This is a genomic window from Duganella sp. S19_KUP01_CR8, from assembly GCF_036688705.1.
Taxonomy (GTDB): domain Bacteria; phylum Pseudomonadota; class Gammaproteobacteria; order Burkholderiales; family Burkholderiaceae_D; genus Rugamonas.
Genome location: NZ_JAQQPR010000016.1, coordinates 53617 through 70913, shown reverse-complemented (window position 1 = coordinate 70913; position 17297 = coordinate 53617). Strand labels below are relative to the sequence as shown.

General features: G+C 63.7%; 20 protein-coding genes. 15 read left to right on the top strand and 5 right to left on the bottom strand.

The annotated features are described in order from the left end of the window. The first annotated feature begins 22 nt into the window (after positions 1-22). The 11 genes from V6M89_RS17290 to V6M89_RS17240 all read left to right on the top strand — a co-directional run bounded on the left by V6M89_RS17290 (position 23) and on the right by V6M89_RS17240 (position 9826). Positions 23-1219, top strand: a complete 1197-nt coding sequence (locus V6M89_RS17290) for a type II secretion system F family protein (protein ID WP_332854319.1) — start codon at positions 23-25, stop codon at positions 1217-1219. Continuing rightward, a complete protein-coding gene (locus tag V6M89_RS17285; protein ID WP_332854318.1) occupies positions 1216-2940 on the top strand; it encodes a GspE/PulE family protein in 1725 nt (574 codons plus the stop codon). The genes V6M89_RS17290 and V6M89_RS17285 overlap by 4 nt, the downstream gene beginning before the upstream one ends. Further along, positions 2933-3787, top strand: coding sequence for a hypothetical protein (locus V6M89_RS17280; protein ID WP_332854317.1), 855 nt, complete (start codon positions 2933-2935; stop codon positions 3785-3787). The genes V6M89_RS17285 and V6M89_RS17280 overlap by 8 nt, the downstream gene beginning before the upstream one ends. Beyond that, complete coding sequence (locus V6M89_RS17275; RefSeq protein ID WP_332854316.1) at positions 3784-4329, top strand: hypothetical protein; 546 nt, start codon at positions 3784-3786, stop codon at positions 4327-4329. The genes V6M89_RS17280 and V6M89_RS17275 overlap by 4 nt, the downstream gene beginning before the upstream one ends. Beyond that, the gene (locus V6M89_RS17270; RefSeq protein WP_332854315.1) at positions 4326-4901 is read left to right on the top strand and encodes a hypothetical protein; all 576 of its coding nucleotides are present in this window, start codon (positions 4326-4328) and stop codon (positions 4899-4901) included. The genes V6M89_RS17275 and V6M89_RS17270 overlap by 4 nt, the downstream gene beginning before the upstream one ends. Continuing rightward, positions 4898-5461: a hypothetical protein gene (locus V6M89_RS17265; protein ID WP_332854314.1), complete on the top strand. Its 564-nt coding sequence runs from the start codon at positions 4898-4900 to the stop codon at positions 5459-5461. Before V6M89_RS17270 ends, V6M89_RS17265 begins: the two co-directional genes overlap by 4 nt. Further along, positions 5461-7461: a secretin N-terminal domain-containing protein gene (locus V6M89_RS17260; protein WP_332854313.1), complete on the top strand. Its 2001-nt coding sequence runs from the start codon at positions 5461-5463 to the stop codon at positions 7459-7461. The genes V6M89_RS17265 and V6M89_RS17260 overlap by 1 nt, the downstream gene beginning before the upstream one ends. Positions 7462-7465: 4 nt before the next feature. Beyond that, positions 7466-7942 carry a type II secretion system protein gene (locus V6M89_RS17255; RefSeq protein ID WP_332854312.1) on the top strand — a complete coding sequence of 159 codons (477 nt, stop codon included), beginning with the start codon at positions 7466-7468 and terminating at the stop codon, positions 7940-7942. Further along, on the top strand, positions 7936-8316 hold the full coding sequence (locus V6M89_RS17250) for a type II secretion system protein (RefSeq protein WP_332854311.1): 381 nt from the start codon (positions 7936-7938) through the stop codon (positions 8314-8316). The genes V6M89_RS17255 and V6M89_RS17250 overlap by 7 nt, the downstream gene beginning before the upstream one ends. Continuing rightward, positions 8316-9011, top strand: a complete 696-nt coding sequence (locus V6M89_RS17245) for a type II secretion system protein (protein ID WP_332854310.1) — start codon at positions 8316-8318, stop codon at positions 9009-9011. The genes V6M89_RS17250 and V6M89_RS17245 overlap by 1 nt, the downstream gene beginning before the upstream one ends. A gap of 332 nt (positions 9012-9343) precedes the next feature. Beyond that, positions 9344-9826, top strand: coding sequence for an FxDxF family PEP-CTERM protein (locus tag V6M89_RS17240; RefSeq protein WP_332854309.1), 483 nt, complete (start codon positions 9344-9346; stop codon positions 9824-9826). Between the two features lie 47 nt (positions 9827-9873). On the opposite strand, the gene murJ is transcribed toward V6M89_RS17240, so the two are convergent. After that, on the bottom strand, positions 9874-11424 hold the full coding sequence (gene murJ, locus V6M89_RS17235) for a murein biosynthesis integral membrane protein MurJ (protein ID WP_332854308.1): 1551 nt from the start codon (positions 11422-11424) through the stop codon (positions 9874-9876). A 191-nt stretch (positions 11425-11615) separates the two neighbouring features. Between murJ and rpsT the strand changes: the two genes are divergently transcribed. After that, on the top strand, positions 11616-11882 hold the full coding sequence (rpsT, locus tag V6M89_RS17230; RefSeq protein ID WP_008446456.1) for a 30S ribosomal protein S20: 267 nt from the start codon (positions 11616-11618) through the stop codon (positions 11880-11882). A gap of 235 nt (positions 11883-12117) precedes the next feature. Beyond that, positions 12118-12366, top strand: a complete 249-nt coding sequence (locus V6M89_RS17225) for a hypothetical protein (RefSeq protein ID WP_332854307.1) — start codon at positions 12118-12120, stop codon at positions 12364-12366. A gap of 120 nt (positions 12367-12486) precedes the next feature. Here V6M89_RS17225 and V6M89_RS17220 read toward each other — a convergent pair whose 3' ends face one another. Continuing rightward, positions 12487-13047, bottom strand: coding sequence for a pseudouridine synthase (locus V6M89_RS17220; protein WP_332854306.1), 561 nt, complete (start codon positions 13045-13047; stop codon positions 12487-12489). 166 nt (positions 13048-13213) lie between these two features. Between V6M89_RS17220 and icd the strand changes: the two genes are divergently transcribed. Both icd and chrA read left to right on the top strand, forming a co-directional pair. Beyond that, positions 13214-14467 (top strand): NADP-dependent isocitrate dehydrogenase, encoded by a 1254-nt coding sequence (gene icd, locus V6M89_RS17215; protein ID WP_332854305.1) that lies wholly within the window; start codon positions 13214-13216, stop codon positions 14465-14467. Positions 14468-14535: 68 nt separating this feature from the next. Further along, a complete protein-coding gene (gene chrA, locus V6M89_RS17210) occupies positions 14536-15876 on the top strand; it encodes a chromate efflux transporter (protein ID WP_332854304.1) in 1341 nt (446 codons plus the stop codon). 39 nt (positions 15877-15915) lie between these two features. Here chrA and V6M89_RS17205 read toward each other — a convergent pair whose 3' ends face one another. The 3 genes from V6M89_RS17205 to cspE all read right to left on the bottom strand — a co-directional run bounded on the left by V6M89_RS17205 (position 15916) and on the right by cspE (position 17013). Then, positions 15916-16095, bottom strand: coding sequence for a hypothetical protein (locus V6M89_RS17205; protein WP_332854303.1), 180 nt, complete (start codon positions 16093-16095; stop codon positions 15916-15918). 84 nt (positions 16096-16179) lie between these two features. Beyond that, the gene (locus V6M89_RS17200) at positions 16180-16578 is read right to left on the bottom strand and encodes a glutaredoxin family protein (RefSeq protein ID WP_332854302.1); all 399 of its coding nucleotides are present in this window, start codon (positions 16576-16578) and stop codon (positions 16180-16182) included. Positions 16579-16809: 231 nt separating this feature from the next. Next, positions 16810-17013: a transcription antiterminator/RNA stability regulator CspE gene (gene cspE, locus V6M89_RS17195; RefSeq protein WP_008446468.1), complete on the bottom strand. Its 204-nt coding sequence runs from the start codon at positions 17011-17013 to the stop codon at positions 16810-16812. Positions 17014-17297: the final 284 nt, after the last annotated feature.

Here is a 17297-nt window from a genome sequence, read left to right as displayed (position 1 = left end):
GTCACGGAAAGTAGTTTTCGCCATGCAGTTCGATGTCCGCACCTTGTCGGCCGATATGGCCATCTCCCATTTGGTGATCGATGGCCGTGATGAGGCCGACGCGCGCCGCCAGGTGGAGGCGCGCGGCCTGTACGTCAGCGCCATCGCGCCGGCGCGGGGCGGGCTCGGCCTGCGCGGCGGCAAGGCGCGCGGCAAGGGCCTCTCGCTGGTGCTGTTCAGCCAGGAGCTGCTGGCGCTGCTGACCGCCGGCCTCGGCATCGTCGAAGGCCTGGAGGCGCTGCTGGAAAAGGAAACCAGCCCCGTCACGCGCAGCGTGCTGGAGCGCCTGCTGGCCGGCCTGCGCGAAGGCCAGCGCTTTTCCGCCGTGCTGGCCGAGCAGCCCGAACTGTTCCCGCCGCTGTACATCGGCATCGTCAAGGCCGCCGAGGGCACCTCGGACCTGCCGCGTTCCCTGTCCCGTTTCATCGACTACCAGCAGCGCATCGACCTGGTGCGCGGCAAGCTGGTGTCGGCCGCGATCTATCCGTGCATCCTGCTGCTGGTCGGCGGCGGCGTCAGCCTTTTTTTGATTGGCTACGTGGTGCCGCGCTTCGCCGAGGTCTACCAGGGCGCCGGCCGCAACCTGCCGTGGCTGTCGCAGCAGATGCTGAACTGGGGCCAGTTCGCCGGCGCCCACACCACGCTGCTGCTGGGCGGCATCGCCGCCGTGCTGGCCGCGCTGGTCTTGGGCGCGCGCCAGCTGATGGGCAACGGCGGCTTCGCCCGCCTGATGGGGCGCTTGCCCGGCATCGGCGAGCGGGTGCGCATCTACGAATTGTCGCGGCTGTACCTGACGCTGGGCATGCTCAGCGAAGGCGGCATCACCATCGTGCACGCGATCGAAACCGTGCAGGGCATGGTCTCGGCCGGCATCCGCCAGAACCTGCAAACGGCGCGCGCCGACATCGAATCGGGCCTGCCGCTGTCGACCGCCTTCGAGGCCAGCCAGCTGACCACGCCGATCTCGCTGCGCATGCTGCGGGTGGGCGAGCGCACCGGCGACATGGGGCCGATGCTGACCCAATCCGCGGCCTTCTACGACGGCGAAATCAGCCGCTGGATAGAACGCTTTACCCGAACCTTTGAACCGCTGCTGATGGCCGCGATCGGCCTGGTGGTCGGCGCCATCGTGGTGCTGCTGTATATGCCGATTTTCGATCTGGCCGGAGACATGTCATGACGGCCCAGGCCACCCCACACATCGCGCCGGTGCCGGCGCTGGCGCCTGTTCTGGATATGGCCCTGGTAGCGCGCGCGCGCCACCTGCGCCAGCAATCGAAGCGCACGCTGGTCGAGGAACTGGTCGCGCTGACCGACCTGGAGCCGCGCCTGGTGGTGCAGGCGCTGGCGCAGCCGTTCGGCATGGCCGTGCTGGAGACCGTCGACATGCTGGGCTACACGCCGGCCTTCGAGCTGCTGCCGCTGTCGCAGGCCCTGGCGCGCCATTGCGTGCTGCTGCGCGGGCATGACGGCGTGGTGGTCGGCGTGATCGCCGATCCCTTCGACCTGGACCTGCAAACCTGGCTGGGCACGCAGGCGCGCGCCACGCCGCACGCGCCGCTGCACACCCGTCTCGCGCTGCAGGCCGACATCTCCGCCTACCTGTCGAAACAGGAGGAGTCCGCGCGCGCCACCGACACGCTGCTGCCCGGCGCCAGCGAAGGCCGGCGCGACGGCAAGACCGCCGCCGTGCTGTCGTTCGCCTCGGTGTCGGAAGCGGCCAGTCCCGCCGTCCGCCTGGTCAACTCGACCCTGTACGATGCCTTGAAAGCCGGCGCCTCCGACATCCACCTGGAAAGCACGGCCGGCGGCCTGGCCGTCAAATACCGCGTGGACGGCGTGCTCGATCACGCCACCTCGGTCAACGGCATCGACGTGGCCGAGCAGATCATCTCGCGCCTGAAGGTGCTGGCGGAGCTGGACATCGCCGAACGCCGCGTGCCGCAGGACGGCAGCTTCCGGGTCGAAGCCAACTCGCGCGAGATCGACCTGCGCGTCTCCATCATGCCGAGCATCCACGGCGAGGACGCGGTGATCCGTATTCTCGACAAGCGCGCCATGATCGAGGCCTACGGTTCGCTGACCTTGGAGGCGCTGGGCTTCGACGCGCCGTCGCTGGCCACCTTGCGCGTGCTGGCGCAGGAGGCCTACGGCATGCTGCTGGTGACCGGGCCGACCGGCTCCGGCAAGACCACCACGCTGTACGCGGCGCTGACCGAGATCCACAACGGCCGCGAGAAAATCATCACCATCGAGGACCCGGTCGAGTACCAGCTGCCGGGCATCCTGCAGATCCCGGTCAACGAGAAGAAGGGCCTGACCTTCGCCAAGGGCCTGCGCTCGATCCTGCGGCACGATCCGGACAAGATCATGGTCGGCGAGATCCGCGACCGCGAGACGGCGGAAATCGCCGTGCAGTCCGCGCTGACGGGCCACCTGGTGCTGACCACCGTCCACGCCAACAACGTGTTCGACGTGTTCGGCCGCTTCACCCACATGGGCATCGATCCGTATGCGTTCGTGTCGGCCCTGAACGGCATCTGGGCGCAGCGCCTGGTGCGCATCAACTGCCCGCACTGCGCGGCGCAGTACACGCCGGACGATCACGAACTGGCCAGCGTGGGCCTGGCCCGCGCCGACGTCTACGATTACCGCTTCATGCAGGGCAAGGGCTGCGGCGATTGCCGCGGCACCGGCTACAAGGGCCGCCGTTCGATCGCCGAGATCCTGACGCTGAACGACGAGATCCGCGAGCTGATCGTCGACAAGCGGCCGATCCGCCAGATCAAGCAGGCCGCCTACGAGAACGGCACGCGCAGCCTGCGGCTGGCGGCCCTGGAACTGGTCAAACGGGGCGGCACCACGCTGTCCGAAATCAAACGAGTAACCTTGCATGCGTAGAGCAATTGGACAATCACTGCGCATCGGCGTCTCCGGTTTTGCCGTCAGCCTGCTGCGCACCAGCCGCTGGCGCGGCGAGCCGGTGACGGTGCTGGCCGAACATGCGTTCGCGCCGTCGGGCGAGCATCCGTTCGACGCCATCGCCAACGCCTTGCGCGCGCTGCTGGGCGAGCAGCTCGGCGATAAAAGCGTGGCCGGCTGGCCGGTCAGCATCGTGCTGGCCGACGACCTGACGCGCTTGTGGCGCGTCACGCCGCCGCCGGAAGCGGCGCGCCTGGCCGACATCGAAGCGGCGGCGGGCTTCCGCTTCCAGGCGCTGTACGGCGAAACACCCGCGGCCTGGCAGATTGCGGGCGACTGGAACGCCACGCAGCCGTTCTTCGCCGCCGCCGTGCCGCGCGCCTTGCTGGCCGTGCTGCGGCTGGTGGCGCAGGAATTCAAGCTGCAGGTGGTCGGCATCGAGCCGCATTTCATCAGCGCCTACAACCGCTGGCGGCGCGGCGTGAAGCCGGGCGCCTGGTTCGGCCTGGTGCACGATCACCTGCTGACGCTGGCCGCCATCGAAGCCGACGGCTCCGGCATCCGGGCGATCCGCGTCTTGCCGATGCCGGCCGGGCAGGGCGCCGATCAATACTGGCTGGGCCAGACGCTGAAGCGCGAAGCGCTGCTGCTGGACATGCCCGAGCCGGAGCTGCTGCAAGTGTGCGGCGCCGCGCCGGCCGTGTGGAGCAAGCCGGTGAGCAATCCCGCGCACATCGCCTGCGCCGTGTTGGACCAGGTGCAGCAGGCGTCCAGCGGCGGCCTGTCGACGATGGCGCTGCTGGCGCGCGGCGGGAGCGTCGCATGAAGAATATGCGCATCGATTTCGCGCCGCGCAGCCTGCGCCGCACCTTGTTCCACACGCATCCGGCGGTGCTGGCGCTGGCCGGCGCCGGACTGCTGCTGTGCGCGGCCGCTGCTTTCGGTGGCTGGAAGCTGGTCGAGCAGAAGCGCCTGCGCGAGCACGAGCTGCGCCATCTGCAGGAACGCGCGGCGGCCATCTCGGCGCGGCCGGTGGAAGTGGCGCAGGTGGCGATACCGGAAGGGCAGGCCGCCTTCGTCAACGGCGCCATCCTGCAACTGAACCTTCCCTGGCGCGAGCTGCAAGACGCCGTGGCCGCCGCCACGCCGCGCAGCGTCGCGCTGGTGGCGATGGAGCCGGACCCGCGCAAGCAGGTGCTGAAGATCACCGCCGAAACCAAAAACAGCGACGACATGGTGGGCTACGTGGCGGAGTTGAAGCAGCAGGAGCTGTTCAGCGGCGTGATCCTGACCCGTCATGAAATCAACGAGCAGGATCCCAACCGGCCCTTGCGCTTCCAGCTGGAGGCGACATGGATAGCCCGATGACGAGTGTGAAAGACAAGGTGAAAGACAAGGTGAATGTAGCCGCCATCGTGCTGCGCGCGCGGCTGGCGTTGACGCGCCTGGGCGCGCCGGCCTGCATCGCCATCGCGCTGTGCTTGGCCGGCGCCGCCGCGTGGGCGTGGCTGCTGCCGCAACGCGCGGCGCAGGCACAGCTGATGGCGCGTCCCTTGCCGACGCCGGCCTCGCTGGTGACGGCGCCGCCGCCACCGTCGGCCAACCAGAACCTGGCCGGCTTCTATGAAGTGCTGGGCGAGAAACGCTACGCCGAACAGCAGGTCAAGGTGCTGTTCGACCTGGCGGCCAAGAACAACCTGTCGCTGAGCCAGGGCGAGTACAAGGCCGCCTACGACAAGGCAAGCCGCGTCAGCACCTACCAGATCCTGTTGCCGGTGAAGGGGCCGTATCAATCGATCTGGCAGTTCGCCATGCAGGGCCTGCGCGACATGCCGTTTGCCTCGCTGGACGAAGTCGGCTTCCGCCGCGAAGCCATCGCCGAACCCACGGTGGAGGCGCGTTTGCGCTTCACCCTGTACTTGAAGGACGGCGAGCCATGAAGCCTTATCAAATCGCGATGGGTATCGCGCTGGCCGTCGCCGGTGGCCTGGTGCTGTTCGGCGATAACTCGCCGTCGGGCGACATCGCCGAGCCGGTGGCGCGCAGCCGTTCCGCGCCGGCCACCGCGCCGGCCGCCATGGCGGCCGCCCCCGCGCCACGCGCCGGCAAGGACGCCAAACCGCAGGCCGAGGTGGCGATCCTGCGCCTGACGCCGCGCGCCATGCTGGTGGGCGAATCCGGCGAGGCCACCTTCGCATCGGGCGAGGGCGTGTTCCAGGGCCAGAACTGGAATCCGCCGCCGCCACCGCCGCCGCCCGCATCGAATGCGCCACCACCGGCGCCGGTGGCGCCGCCGATGCCGTTCACGGTGATCGGCAAGGCCGTCGCCGACGGCGCCTGGGAAGTCTACCTGGCGCGCGGCGACAAGACTTACGTCGTAAAAAATCAAACCGTCATCGACGGCACCTACCGCGTCGAGAGAATCGCGCCGCCGCTGATGTCCGTGACCTATCTGCCTTTGAATCAGGTACAACAGATCAATATTGGAGTCCTCGACTGATGGCTAGTCATCTGAAGAATTTGGGCCGCCGCGCCGCGCTGCCTGCCATGCTGGCGATCGCCCTGAGCGGTTGCGCCGGACAAATGGCTTATCGCGATGGCCGCGACCTGATCGCCAAGGACCAGCTGGAAGCGGGCCTGCTCAAGTACCAGGAGGCCGTGAAGGCCGAACCGGGCAACGCCCAGTACCGCTCGGCCTATCTGCTGGCGCGCGAACGCGCCACGCAGCGTTTCCTCGACCTGGCCGAGCGCCAGCAGTCGGAAGGCAAGCTGGATCTGGCGGAGCAGGGCTACCGCCGCGTGCAGGCGCTGGACCCGCTCAACGAGCGCGCCCGCGCCGGCCTGCGCTCACTGGAGCGCGACGACCGCCAGGCCAAGCTGATGGCCGCCGCTGCCGAACATGTCAACAGGGGTGAGTACGAACTGGCCAAACAAAAGCTCAACGCACTGTTGACCGAAACTCCGGCCAATGAGAAAGCGCGCCTGATGCTGCGCGAGGTCAGCGACAAGATCGCGCCGCCGGTGGCGGAAGCCGGCCTGGCAAAAACCTACAAGCAGCCGATCTCGATCGAGTTCCGCGACGCGCCGCTGAAGCAGGTATTCGAGGTGATTTCGCGCCGTTCGGGCCTGAACTTCGTGTTCGACAAGGACGTCAAGACCGACCAGCGCACCACCGTGCTGCTGAAGAACAGCACCGTCGAATCGGCGATCTACTTCCTGCTGCTGACCAATCAGCTGGAGCAGCAGGTGATGGATGCGAACACCATCCTGATCTATCCGAACGTGGCGGCCAAGCTGAAGGAATACCAGGAGATGACGGTCAAGACCTTCTTCCTGGCCAATGCCGAAGCCAAGCTGGTGGCCAACACCTTGAAGACCATCCTCAAATCGCGCGACGTGGTGGTCGATGAAAAACTCAACCTGCTGATCGTGCGCGACAGCCCGGAAGCGATCCGCCTGGCCGAGAAGCTGGTGGCCTTGCAGGATGCGCCGGAAGCGGAAGTGATGCTGGAGGTGGAGATCCTGGAAGTGAAGAAGAGCAGCGTGATGGACCTGGGCGTGGTGTGGCCGACCGGGATCGGCTTGACGCCGTTGTCGACGTCGGGCGGCACCGGCATCACCATCCGCGACCTGAATAACCTGAACCAGCGCACCATCGGTGTGACCGGCATTTCGGCCGGCATCAACGCCAACAAGAACGACCAGGATTCCAACCTGCTGGCCAATCCGCGCATCCGCGTGCGCAACAAGGAAAAAGCCAAGATCGTCATCGGCGACAAGCTGCCGGTGGTGACCACCACCGTGTCGTCGGGCGTCGGCGGCTTTGCCAGCGATTCGATCACCTACGTCGATGTCGGCCTGACGCTCAACGTCGAGCCGACCGTCTACCTGAATAACGAGGTGGCGATCCGCGTGCAGCTGGAAGTCAGCAACCTGACCAACACCATCACCACCAAGAACGGCGGCACCGCCTACCAGATCGGCACGCGCCAGGCTTCCACCATGTTGCAGCTCAAGGATGGCGAGAACCAGGTGCTGGCGGGCCTGATCAACAATGAAGAACGCGGCACCGCCAACCACGTGCCGGGCGCGGGCGACCTGCCCATCGTCGGCCGCCTGTTCGGCAGCAAGCGTGACGACAGCCAGAAGACCGAGATCGTGCTGTCGATCACGCCGCACCTGATCCGCAACGTGCAGCGGCCGGAAGCGGCGGCGTCGGAATTCTCGGCCGGCACGGAGGCCAGCTTCCGCCGCCGTCCGGACCTGAGCGCGCGCCCTGGCGTGGCGATGCCGCCGTCGCCAGGCGCCTTGCCGCCGCCGGCGGGGGCACTGACTGCGCCGGTGCGTCCGCCGCTGCCGGTGCAAGCGATGCCGATCTCGCAGGGCCAGCCGGCGCCGCTGCCGCCTAGCCAGGGACAACAGCCGCAGCCCGTGCTGCCGCCGCCCGAACCGGAGCCGCAGCAGCAGCAACAGCCGCAGCAACAGCCGGTGCAGCAGTAAGCGCATGATGAAACGCGGCCGCGGGTTCACGCTGATCGAGCTGCTGGTGACGCTGGCCATCCTCGGCCTGCTCAGCGCACTGGTGGTGCCGACCGCGCAGGTGGTGGTGCAGCGTCGCCAGGAGCAGGAGTTGCGCGAGGCGCTGCACCAGATCCGCGCCGCGCTGGATGCCTACAAGCTGGCCTACGACCAGGGCCGGGTCGCCAAGACGCTGGCCTCGACCGGCTATCCGAAGACGCTGGAGCTGCTGGTGGAGGGCGTGCCGGATTTGCAGAACCCCAAGCACATCAAGATGTATTTCCTGCGCCGGGTGCCGCGCGATCCGTTCAATCCGGACGCCACGCTGAGCGAGTCGCAAACCTGGGGCAAGCGCAGCTACGCCAGCGATGCCGACCAGCCGAAGGAGGGCGAGGATGTCTACGACGTCTACAGCTTGAGCGACAAGACCGGCCTGAACGGCGTACCCTATAAAAAATGGTAACTATGAAAACCAAAGGATTCACGCTGATCGAGCTGCTGGTGGTGCTGGGCATCGTGGCGCTGATGCTGACGCTGGCCGTGCCGCGCTACTTCCCCAGCATCGACAAGTCGAAGGAGGTCGTGCTGGCCGATAACCTGCGCAATGTGCGGCAGGTGCTGGACCAATACTACGGCGACACCGGCCGCTATCCCGACTCGCTGGAACAGCTGGTGGAAAAGAAGTACCTGCGCGCGATGCCGGTCGATCCGATCACCGACAGCGATACCACCTGGGTCATCGTACCGCCGGAAGACAGCGGCAAGGGCGGCGTCTACAACATCAAGAGCGGCGCCCCCGGCAACGACCGCAGCGGCAAACCCTACTCCGACTGGTGATGAGTGCGCGACGCCGGAGCCGCAGCGGCGGCTTTACCTATCTGAGCCTGGTCATCCTGCTGGCGATCATCGGGCTGGTGACGGCGTCGGCGCTGAAGCTGGGCTCGGTGATACAACGGAGCCGGGCGGAGCAGGAGTTGCTCGATATCGGCGCCGCCTTCAGCGACGCCCTGAAAAGCTACGCCGACGCGACGCCCGCCGGGCAGCCGCCGCAGCCGCCTTCGCTGAAGGAATTATTGAAAGATCCGCGCTTCCCCGGCACCCGCCGGCATCTGCGTAAATTGTTCGTCGATCCCATGACGGGCAAAGCGGAGTGGGGCATCGTCTATCTCGGCGACAAGGTCGGCGTGCTGGCGGTGTACAGCCTGTCATCGGCCAAACCGGTGAAGATAGGGAACTTCCCCGCGCGCTATTCTGGATTTGAAAGTAAGAGTCATATTTCTGACTGGAAGTTTGCGATGGCGTTGTCGGGGCCGGAACCAAGCTTGATGACCGGGCCACCGCCGCAGGTTTCCGCGAAGGCAGTGGAGCAACAACAACAACCGCTCGTGCCGCCGGCGCCGGCTGCGCCTAGTCCTCCCGAGCCGCCGCCACCGCCCGCCGAAATGCCGCCTGCGCCGCCGCCAGAAGAGCCGCAGCCTTCCAAAGAGCCGGAGGCGCACGAGCCGCCGCCAGTGCCGGTGCCGCAAGAATAATGGGGGCTCGGCAAGTAGTCGGTGCAACTGTGTCAAACATACAACAAAGTATTATTGCACCTGCACCCGGACCCTCTGGATACGTGCCGCAGAGGCAATAGTGGTGGGTAAACGTTGCGTTGCTTGCATAAGGCAAGCGCAAAATTTGTTGCGCTGCAATGCAATTTTTACACTATGAAATAAGTTGCACAAGAGAAAACTAAAATAGAAAATTTACAATGACAAACGGTGCTGTTATGCTATTATTTGTTCCGTAGCACTTCTACACTCCTATTAACACTACGGTGGTTGGCGAAAGCGCAGCCACAATTCGTTTGATTAAGGAAAATCACATGAAATTGAAATCTTTCGTTGCTGGCGCCTTGCTGGCCGCCGCTTCGGTTAGCGCATTTGCTGGTGACCAAGGCATCGTTGTTATCGCTGACGGCAATTCGCACAACTTCGACGCAGTCGTAGGCGATGGCGTCCTGTCGGGCGGTCACGACCTGATCACCCTGCTGGGCCTGGGCGCTGGCAGCTACAACATCGGCCTGACCGTTTCCGGTCAGAAGCTGAGCTTCAATGCTGTTACCTCGAACCTGAACGGCACCACCGGCTCGGCATTCGCTGTCGGCGGCCTGAAGTTCTTCGGCGTTGAGTACACCGGCGTTGGTCCATTCACTCTGGATCTGGCTGGCACCGCTCAAGCCGGCGCAAGCTACACCGGCACCTACACCGTGACCGCCGTACCAGAACCAGAAACCTACGGCATGCTGCTGGGCGGCCTGGCACTGATGGGTGTTGTTGCTCGTCGCAAAGCAAAAAAAGCAGCCTAAGTTTTAGCTGTGATATTAAAAAACCCGCCTAGGCGGGTTTTTTTCGTTTAGCGGGCCGTGCGCTTGACGTCGCGCAGCCGGAAGCCCATCGCGAACAGCGCGGCGAAGTACACCGCCCCGCACAGGCCAATCAACAGCAGCAGCGCGCCGATCCGCAGCAGCGTGTGATGCTGCATGCCCAGCCAGTCCACCTGCTGCCCGCCGAACCACGCGGCCGCTCCCATCAGTACGCACGCCACGGCCAGTTTGGCGCAGAACAGCGGCCAGCCCGGTTTGGGGTTGTAGATGCCGCGCTTGCGCAGGCCGGCATACAGGAAACTGGCGTTGATGCAGGCGCCCAGGCCGATCGACAGCGCCAGGCCGGATACCTTCAGGTAGGGCACGAAGATCCAGTTCATCAGCTGCGTCGCGATCAGCACGCCGATGGCGATCCTGACCGGGGTGCGGATATCCTGGCGCGCGTAGAACGCCGGCGCCAGCGTCTTGACCAGGATGATGCCCAGCAGGCCGGCGCTGTAGGCGATCAGCGGATAGGACGACTGCGTGGCCGCCTCGTCGGTGAATTTACCGTAGTGGAACAGGGTGGCGATCAGCGGCTTGGCCAGCGCGGCCATGCCCACCGCCGCCGGCAGCGCCAGCAGGAAGGTCAGGCGCAAGCCCCAGTCCAGCAGGTCGGAATACTCCTGGCTATCGCCGTCGGCCTTGGCCTTGGACAGGCTGGGCAGCAAAATCGTGCCCAGCGCCACGCCCAGCAGCGCCGTCGGGAATTCCATCAGGCGGTCGGCGTAGGACAGCCAGGAAATGCTGCCCTCGGCCAGGCGCGAGGCGATGCTGGTGTTGATCATCAGGCTGATCTGCGCGGCCGAGACGGCGAACACGGCCGGACCCATCTTCTTCAGCACGCGCCGCACGCCCGGATCGCCGAGGCCGGCGGCCGGATTCCACGACAGGCGCGGCAGCATGCCGATCTTGATCAGCGCCGGGATCTGTATCGCCACCTGCAGGATGCCGCCGACGAACACCGCGATCGCCATCGCGTAGATCGGCTGCTCCAGGTGCGCTTGCAGGAACAGCGAGGCGGCGATGAAGGACACGTTCAGCAGCACCGGCGTGAAGGCCGGGATCTTGAACTCGCGCCAGGTGTTGAGCACGCCCCCGGCCATCGCCACGAAGGCCATGAAGCTAATATAAGGGAACATCAGCCGGGTCATCCAGACGGCGGCGTCGAAGGCGCCCGGTTGCTTGTCCAGGCCGGTGGCGATGAGGTACACAAACCACGGCGCGCCTATAATGCCGAGCGCGCTGACGAACAAGGTCGACCACACCAGCGTATTGGCCACATGGTCGGCCAGCGTCTTGCTGGCTTCCTGGCCGTGCTGGTTCTTGTACTCGGAGAGTATCGGCACGAACGCTTGCGAGAAGGCCCCCTCGGCAAACAGGCGGCGCAGCAGGTTGGGAATGCGGAACGCGACGATGAAAGCGTCCGTGTAGGCGCCGGCGCCGAAGGCCCGGGCAAACAAGGTTTCACGCAATAATCCGGTTACGCGGGACAGCATGGTCATGCTGGAGATGGCGGCTAGAGTTTTAAGCAAGTTCATGGGCAGTGATTATAGTTGCTCCTGACAGAAAACATCGCTATAATCGCAGGCTGTACAGAATTCTGTTACGCAGACACTAATGTTTGGCAGGCAGTAGTTTGACTCACATGGTTCGGCAGACGCACTGAACGCACCTGTTTGGCAAACAATAATGTTTGCAAACGCACCTTTACCCTGTTTTAGGAAATTCCATGGCAAATACCGCACAAGCGCGCAAACGCGCTCGTCAAGCAGTCAAGCAAAACGCTCACAACTCGTCCCAGCGTTCGACCCTGCGCACCGCTATCAAAGCAGTACGCAAAGCGATCCAAGGCGGCGACAAAGCTGCTGCGACGGCAATCTTCCAATCGTCCGTGTCGACCATCGACAGCATCGCGGACAAGAAGATCATCCACAAAAACAAGGCAGCTCGCCATAAGAGCCGTCTGGCAGCTGCCCTGAAGGCACTGTCCGCTTAATTCCCCTCGCTGGGATGTAGAAGGCGTTTCAAAATGAGTGTGGCTAGGCGCGGCGACGAAGACAGTGCGCCTGCACGGCAAGGAGCTGCAACGACGCCACAGTCATTTTGAAGCGCCTTCTTAAAGCAAGAACCCGCCTGGCCTCTGGTTAGCGCGGGTTTTTTCGCATGTGCGGACGAAAAAAGGACGTAAAAAAGCCGGCCCGAGGCCGGCTTGCTGGTGTCGCAGCGCTTACTTGGCTGGCATCGAGGCCGAGGCCGAAGCTTCTGCCGATGCTTTCTTGTGTTTGGCTTTCTTGGCTTTCGGTGCCGATGCAGCAGCGGAGGCGGAGGCCGATGCGGAAGGGGCCGATGCCATCGGGGCCGAAGCCGCGGCCGAAGCGGATGCCGACGCCGATGGGGCGGCGGCGAAAGCGGAAGCGGCAAACAGGGAGGCAACCAGGGCAGCGATGATCTTGGACATGATGAGTTCCTTTGGCAGTTGATTAAACCAGCTGAGAAAAACGAAGATTCATATGAATCTATCTCATTAACGCCGCCCGAAAATTTCCAGTTGACACAAAAAAGCGTGAAAAGCAGAATTTTATTTGCTGCAACGCATCAATCTAGCCGGCCAGGTCCTTGGCCGACACCTCCATCCACTCGCCCGGCATCAAGGGGTGGGTCGCCAGCGAAATGGCGCCGATGGCGCTGCGCACCAGCCGCAAGGTTGGCAGGCCGGCCGCCGCCGTCATGCGCCGCACCTGGCGGTTCTTGCCTTCCTGTAGTGTGATCGCCAGCCAGCTGGTCGGATGCTCGGCCCGGCTGCGGATCGGCGGGTTGCGCGGCCACAGCCACGCCGGCTCGGCGATCTGCATCGCCTTGCACGGCTTGGTGACGAAGTCGCCCAGGTCCAGCGGCGCCTGCAATTTAGCCAGGCTGTCGGCGTCCGGCACGCCGTCGACCTGCACCAGGTAAATCTTGGCTTCCTTGTGATCCGGATGGGCGATGGTGTGTTGCAGCTTGCCGTCGTCGGTCAGCAGCATCAAGCCTTCGCTGTCGGCGTCGAGGCGGCCGGCGGGGTAGATGTTGGGGATCTTCAGGTGGTCGGCCAGGGTGGCGCGGCCGTCCTGCGGCGAGAACTGGCACAGCACCTGGAAAGGTTTGTTAAATAGAATGAGGGACATACTTCTCTTAAGATGATTTTGGTGTAGGCTTGACGGCCGGTGTAGGAAAACCGTGGCGCCCACTAAAATACTGGTGCATAATGTAAAACAGTGTCTTATGTCTTATAGAAGACTTGGGATAAGTGTACTAAACCGGCAACAAATTCATGCCACTTCGGAGAACACGATGTATCAGCATATCAAAGTACCTGCCGACGGCCAAAAAATCACCGTCAACGCCGATTTTTCCCTGAATGTACCAGATAACCCGATCATTCCCTACATCGAGGGTGACGGCACCGGCGTGGATATCACCCCGGTCATGATCAAGGTGATCGATGCGGCAGTGGCCAAGACCTACGGCGGCAAGCGCAAGATCAGCTGGATGGAAATCTTCGCCGGCGAAAAATCGACCAGCGTGTACGGCCCCGACGTGTGGCTGCCGGAAGAAACCCTGACCGTGCTGAAGGACTACGTGGTCTCGATCAAGGGCCCGCTGACCACGCCGGTCGGCGGCGGCATCCGTTCGCTGAACGTGGCCCTGCGCCAGCAGCTGGACCTGTACGTCTGCCTGCGCCCGGTGCGCTACTTCACCGGCGTGCCGTCGCCGGTCAAAGAGCCGGAGAAGACCAATATGGTCATCTTCCGCGAGAACTCGGAAGACATCTACGCCGGTATCGAATACCAGCAAGGTTCGGAAGGCGCCAAGAAGCTGCTGGACTTCCTGGTCAAGGAAATGGGCGTGACCAAGATCCGCTTCCCGGAAACCTCGGGCCTGGGCATCAAGCCGGTGTCGATCGAAGGCACGCAGCGCCTGGTGCGCAAGGCGATCCAGTACGCCATCGACAACGACAAGCCGTCGGTGACCATCGTCCACAAGGGCAACATCATGAAGTACACCGAGGGTGGCTTCCGTGACTGGGCCTACGAACTGGCGCAGAAAGAATTCGGCGCCGAGCTGATCGACGGCGGCCCATGGTGCAAGTTCAAGAATCCGAAGACCGGCCGCGACATCATCATCAAGGATTCGATCGCCGACGCCTTCCTGCAGCAGATCCTGCTGCGTCCTATCGAGTACAGCGTGATCGCCACCCTGAACCTGAACGGCGATTACATCTCCGACGCGCTGGCGGCGCAGGTGGGCGGCATCGGCATCGCGCCGGGCGCCAACCTGTCGGACTCGGTGGCGATGTTCGAAGCCACCCACGGCACCGCGCCTAAGTACGCCGGCAAGGACTATGTGAACCCGGGTTCGCTGATCCTGTCCGCCGAAATGATGCTGCGCCACATGGGCTGGGTTGAAGCGGCCGACCTGATCATCAAGGCCATGGAGAAAGCCATCGATTCGAAAAAGGTCACCTACGACTTCGCCCGCCTGATGGAAGGCGCTACCCAGGTGTCGTGCTCCGGCTTCGGCGACGTGATGATCGAACAGATGTAAGCCAGCCACTGGCATCCATCAGCCCCGCTTCCGCGAAGGAGTGGGGCTTTTTTTTGACAGGAATTACGATGACGCCTTCCGACGCGCCGCCGGCGCCCACCCTCTGGCAAGCCTTCCGCTTCTGGCTCAAGCTGGGCTGCATCAGCTTTGGCGGACCGGCGGGCCAGATCGCCATCATGCACCAGGAGCTGGTCGAGCGCCGGCGCTGGATTTCCGAGCGCCGCTTCCTGCATGCGCTGAACTACTGCATGCTGCTGCCCGGCCCGGAGGCGCAACAGCTGGCCACCTACATCGGCTGGCTGCTGCATCGCACGCGCGGCGGCATCATCGCCGGCGCCTTGTTCGTGCTGCCGTCGCTGCTGTTGCTGGTGCTGCTGTCGTGGGTGTACATGGCGTTCGGCCAGCAGCCGCTGGTGGCGGGCCTGTTCTACGGCATCAAGCCGGCGGTGACGGCGATCGTGCTGCAGGCCGCGCACCGGATCGGCACGCGCGCCTTGCGCAACGGCTGGTTGTGGGCCATCGCCGGCGCCGCGTTCGTGGCGATCTTCGCCTTGCAGCTGCCGTTCCCGCTGATCGTCGCCGGCGCCGCGCTGGCCGGCTTTGCCGGCGGCCGCTTCTTGCCGCAGGCGTTCAAGACCGGCGGGCATGGCGCCGCCAAGGCTAGCTATGGGGCCGCCGTCATCGACGACGCCACGCCGCCACCGCCGCACGCCCGCTTCCGCTGGAGCCGGTTGGCGCTGGTGTGCGGCTGCGGCGCGCTGCTGTGGCTGGCACCAATGGCGCTGCTGGTGCTGACCGCCGGCTGGCAGCACACCTACACCCAGATGGCCTGGTTCTTCACCAAGGCCGCCTTGCTGACCTTTGGCGGCGCCTACGCGGTGCTGCCGTATGTGTACCAGGGCGCGGTGGTCAACTTCGGCTGGCTGACCCCGCCGCAGATGATGGACGGCCTGGCGTTGGGCGAAACCACGCCGGGCCCGCTGATCATGGTGGTGGCGTTTGTCGGCTTTGTCGGTGGCTGGGGGCAGGCGCCGTTCGGCGCGGCGCAACTGCCGCTGGCGGGCGCCGTGGCGGCGGTGCTGGTGACCTGGTTCACCTTCCTGCCGTCGTTTGTATTCATCCTGGCCGGCGGCCCGCTGGTCGAGGCCACGCGCGACGATATCAGCTACACCGCGCCGCTGACCGGCATCACGGCGGCCGTGGTCGGCGTCATTCTCAACCTGGCGCTGTTCTTTGCATGGCATGTCATCTGGCCGGCGGGCCTGGCCGGTTCGCCCGACTGGGCGGCGGCGTTGATCGCGGTGGGGGCGGCGGTGGCGCTGCTGCGCTACGGCCAGAAGGTACCGCGTGTGATAGCGGTCTGCGCCGGGGGGGGGCTGCTGCTCAAGCTGCTTGTGCCGGCACTCTGATTGATGGCCAGCGCCGCTGGCGCTGGCCATCAACGAAGCTTAACCGCCGCAGGCGTCCTCGCAGGCGGTGAGCTCATCGTTGCATTGGTCGGCTGGCTGGCCGGAGTTCACGCACGCCTTATATTCGACCACGCAGTAGTGGATGCAGCTGGCCATGGCCGGGGCCGATGCAGCGCCGATGCCGATTGCGAACAAAAACAGTTTCAGCTTCTTATTCATGTGAACTCCTCCAACGGGTGATGGGCGTTGAATGATGCGCGAAACCATGCCGCCCCTATACACGGCTTCCATTTGGAACGGGGCTCAGCGGGCGGACGGTCGCGGCAATTGTTCGAGCGCGGCCTCGATGACGGACTGCTTGAAACCGGTGATGCGGCGGTTGCCGATCAAGATCACCGGCACGGCGGTCTCGCCGAAGCTGCGGTAGTCCTGCTGGCCTTTGCCGGTGTGGCTGACGTCGACGTCGGCAAAGGGAATGTGGTGTTCGTTCAGGTAGGCGCGGGTCTGCTGGCAGTAGGGGCAGGTCTTGGTGCCGTACAGCACCACCTTGGTGGCGGGGTCAGGGTAGTAGGCCTGGAAGTCGCCTTCGACGTAGGCCGGCGTCAGCCACTGCGGCACCTTGGATGCCACCCGGCCCACACCCAGGCCCAGCCCGAGTATTGCCGCATAGATCAGGACGGTTTTGATTCTTTTGATGTGCATGCTATTCATGTGGCCCTTGGTAAGAGACGAACGGCGGCTCAGGTATATGCCTGATAGACACTATTACCTTAACGAATAAGATTATGCATTTTTCAATTTTGGCAATTCTATTGAATTGTCACAAGGATATGAGGGAGGCGTCGGTTGTCGGAGTTCTGCAACAGTCGCACTGGGGTAGGGACGAAAAAAAACCCCGCGTTGCGAGGTTTTTCACATCTGCTGCTTAAAAAATTAAGCCGATTGGATGTTGGAAGCTTGCTTGCCTTTAGGGCCTTGCGTGACTTCGAATTGAACTTTTTGACCTTCTTTGAGGGTCTTGAAACCGTTCATGTTGATTGCGGAGAAGTGAGCGAACAAATCCTCGCCGCCGTCATCTGGAGTGATGAAGCCAAAACCTTTGGAATCATTGAACCACTTAACTGTACCTGTTGCCATAAAAAGAACTTTCAAAATTAAAACGGATCACACGAGCCATAAAAGCAAGAAGCTTCTTGCCCCCTCCTCACGCCTCACTTCTTATCACCTTGTACATTTCTGCACGCAGCCGATAACGCATTGTTAGCGGACCAAATTCTAAAGTCAAGCAGATTTGTATGCATTTTGCTACTTTTAAGCCAATTGGTGAAAAAGCAACTCTTGATTTTGGCGAATGGGCCGCCATCTGCGTCAAGTTCAGAAAACGCGTAAGATGGAAAACAATTGAATGTGTATAGTGAAAT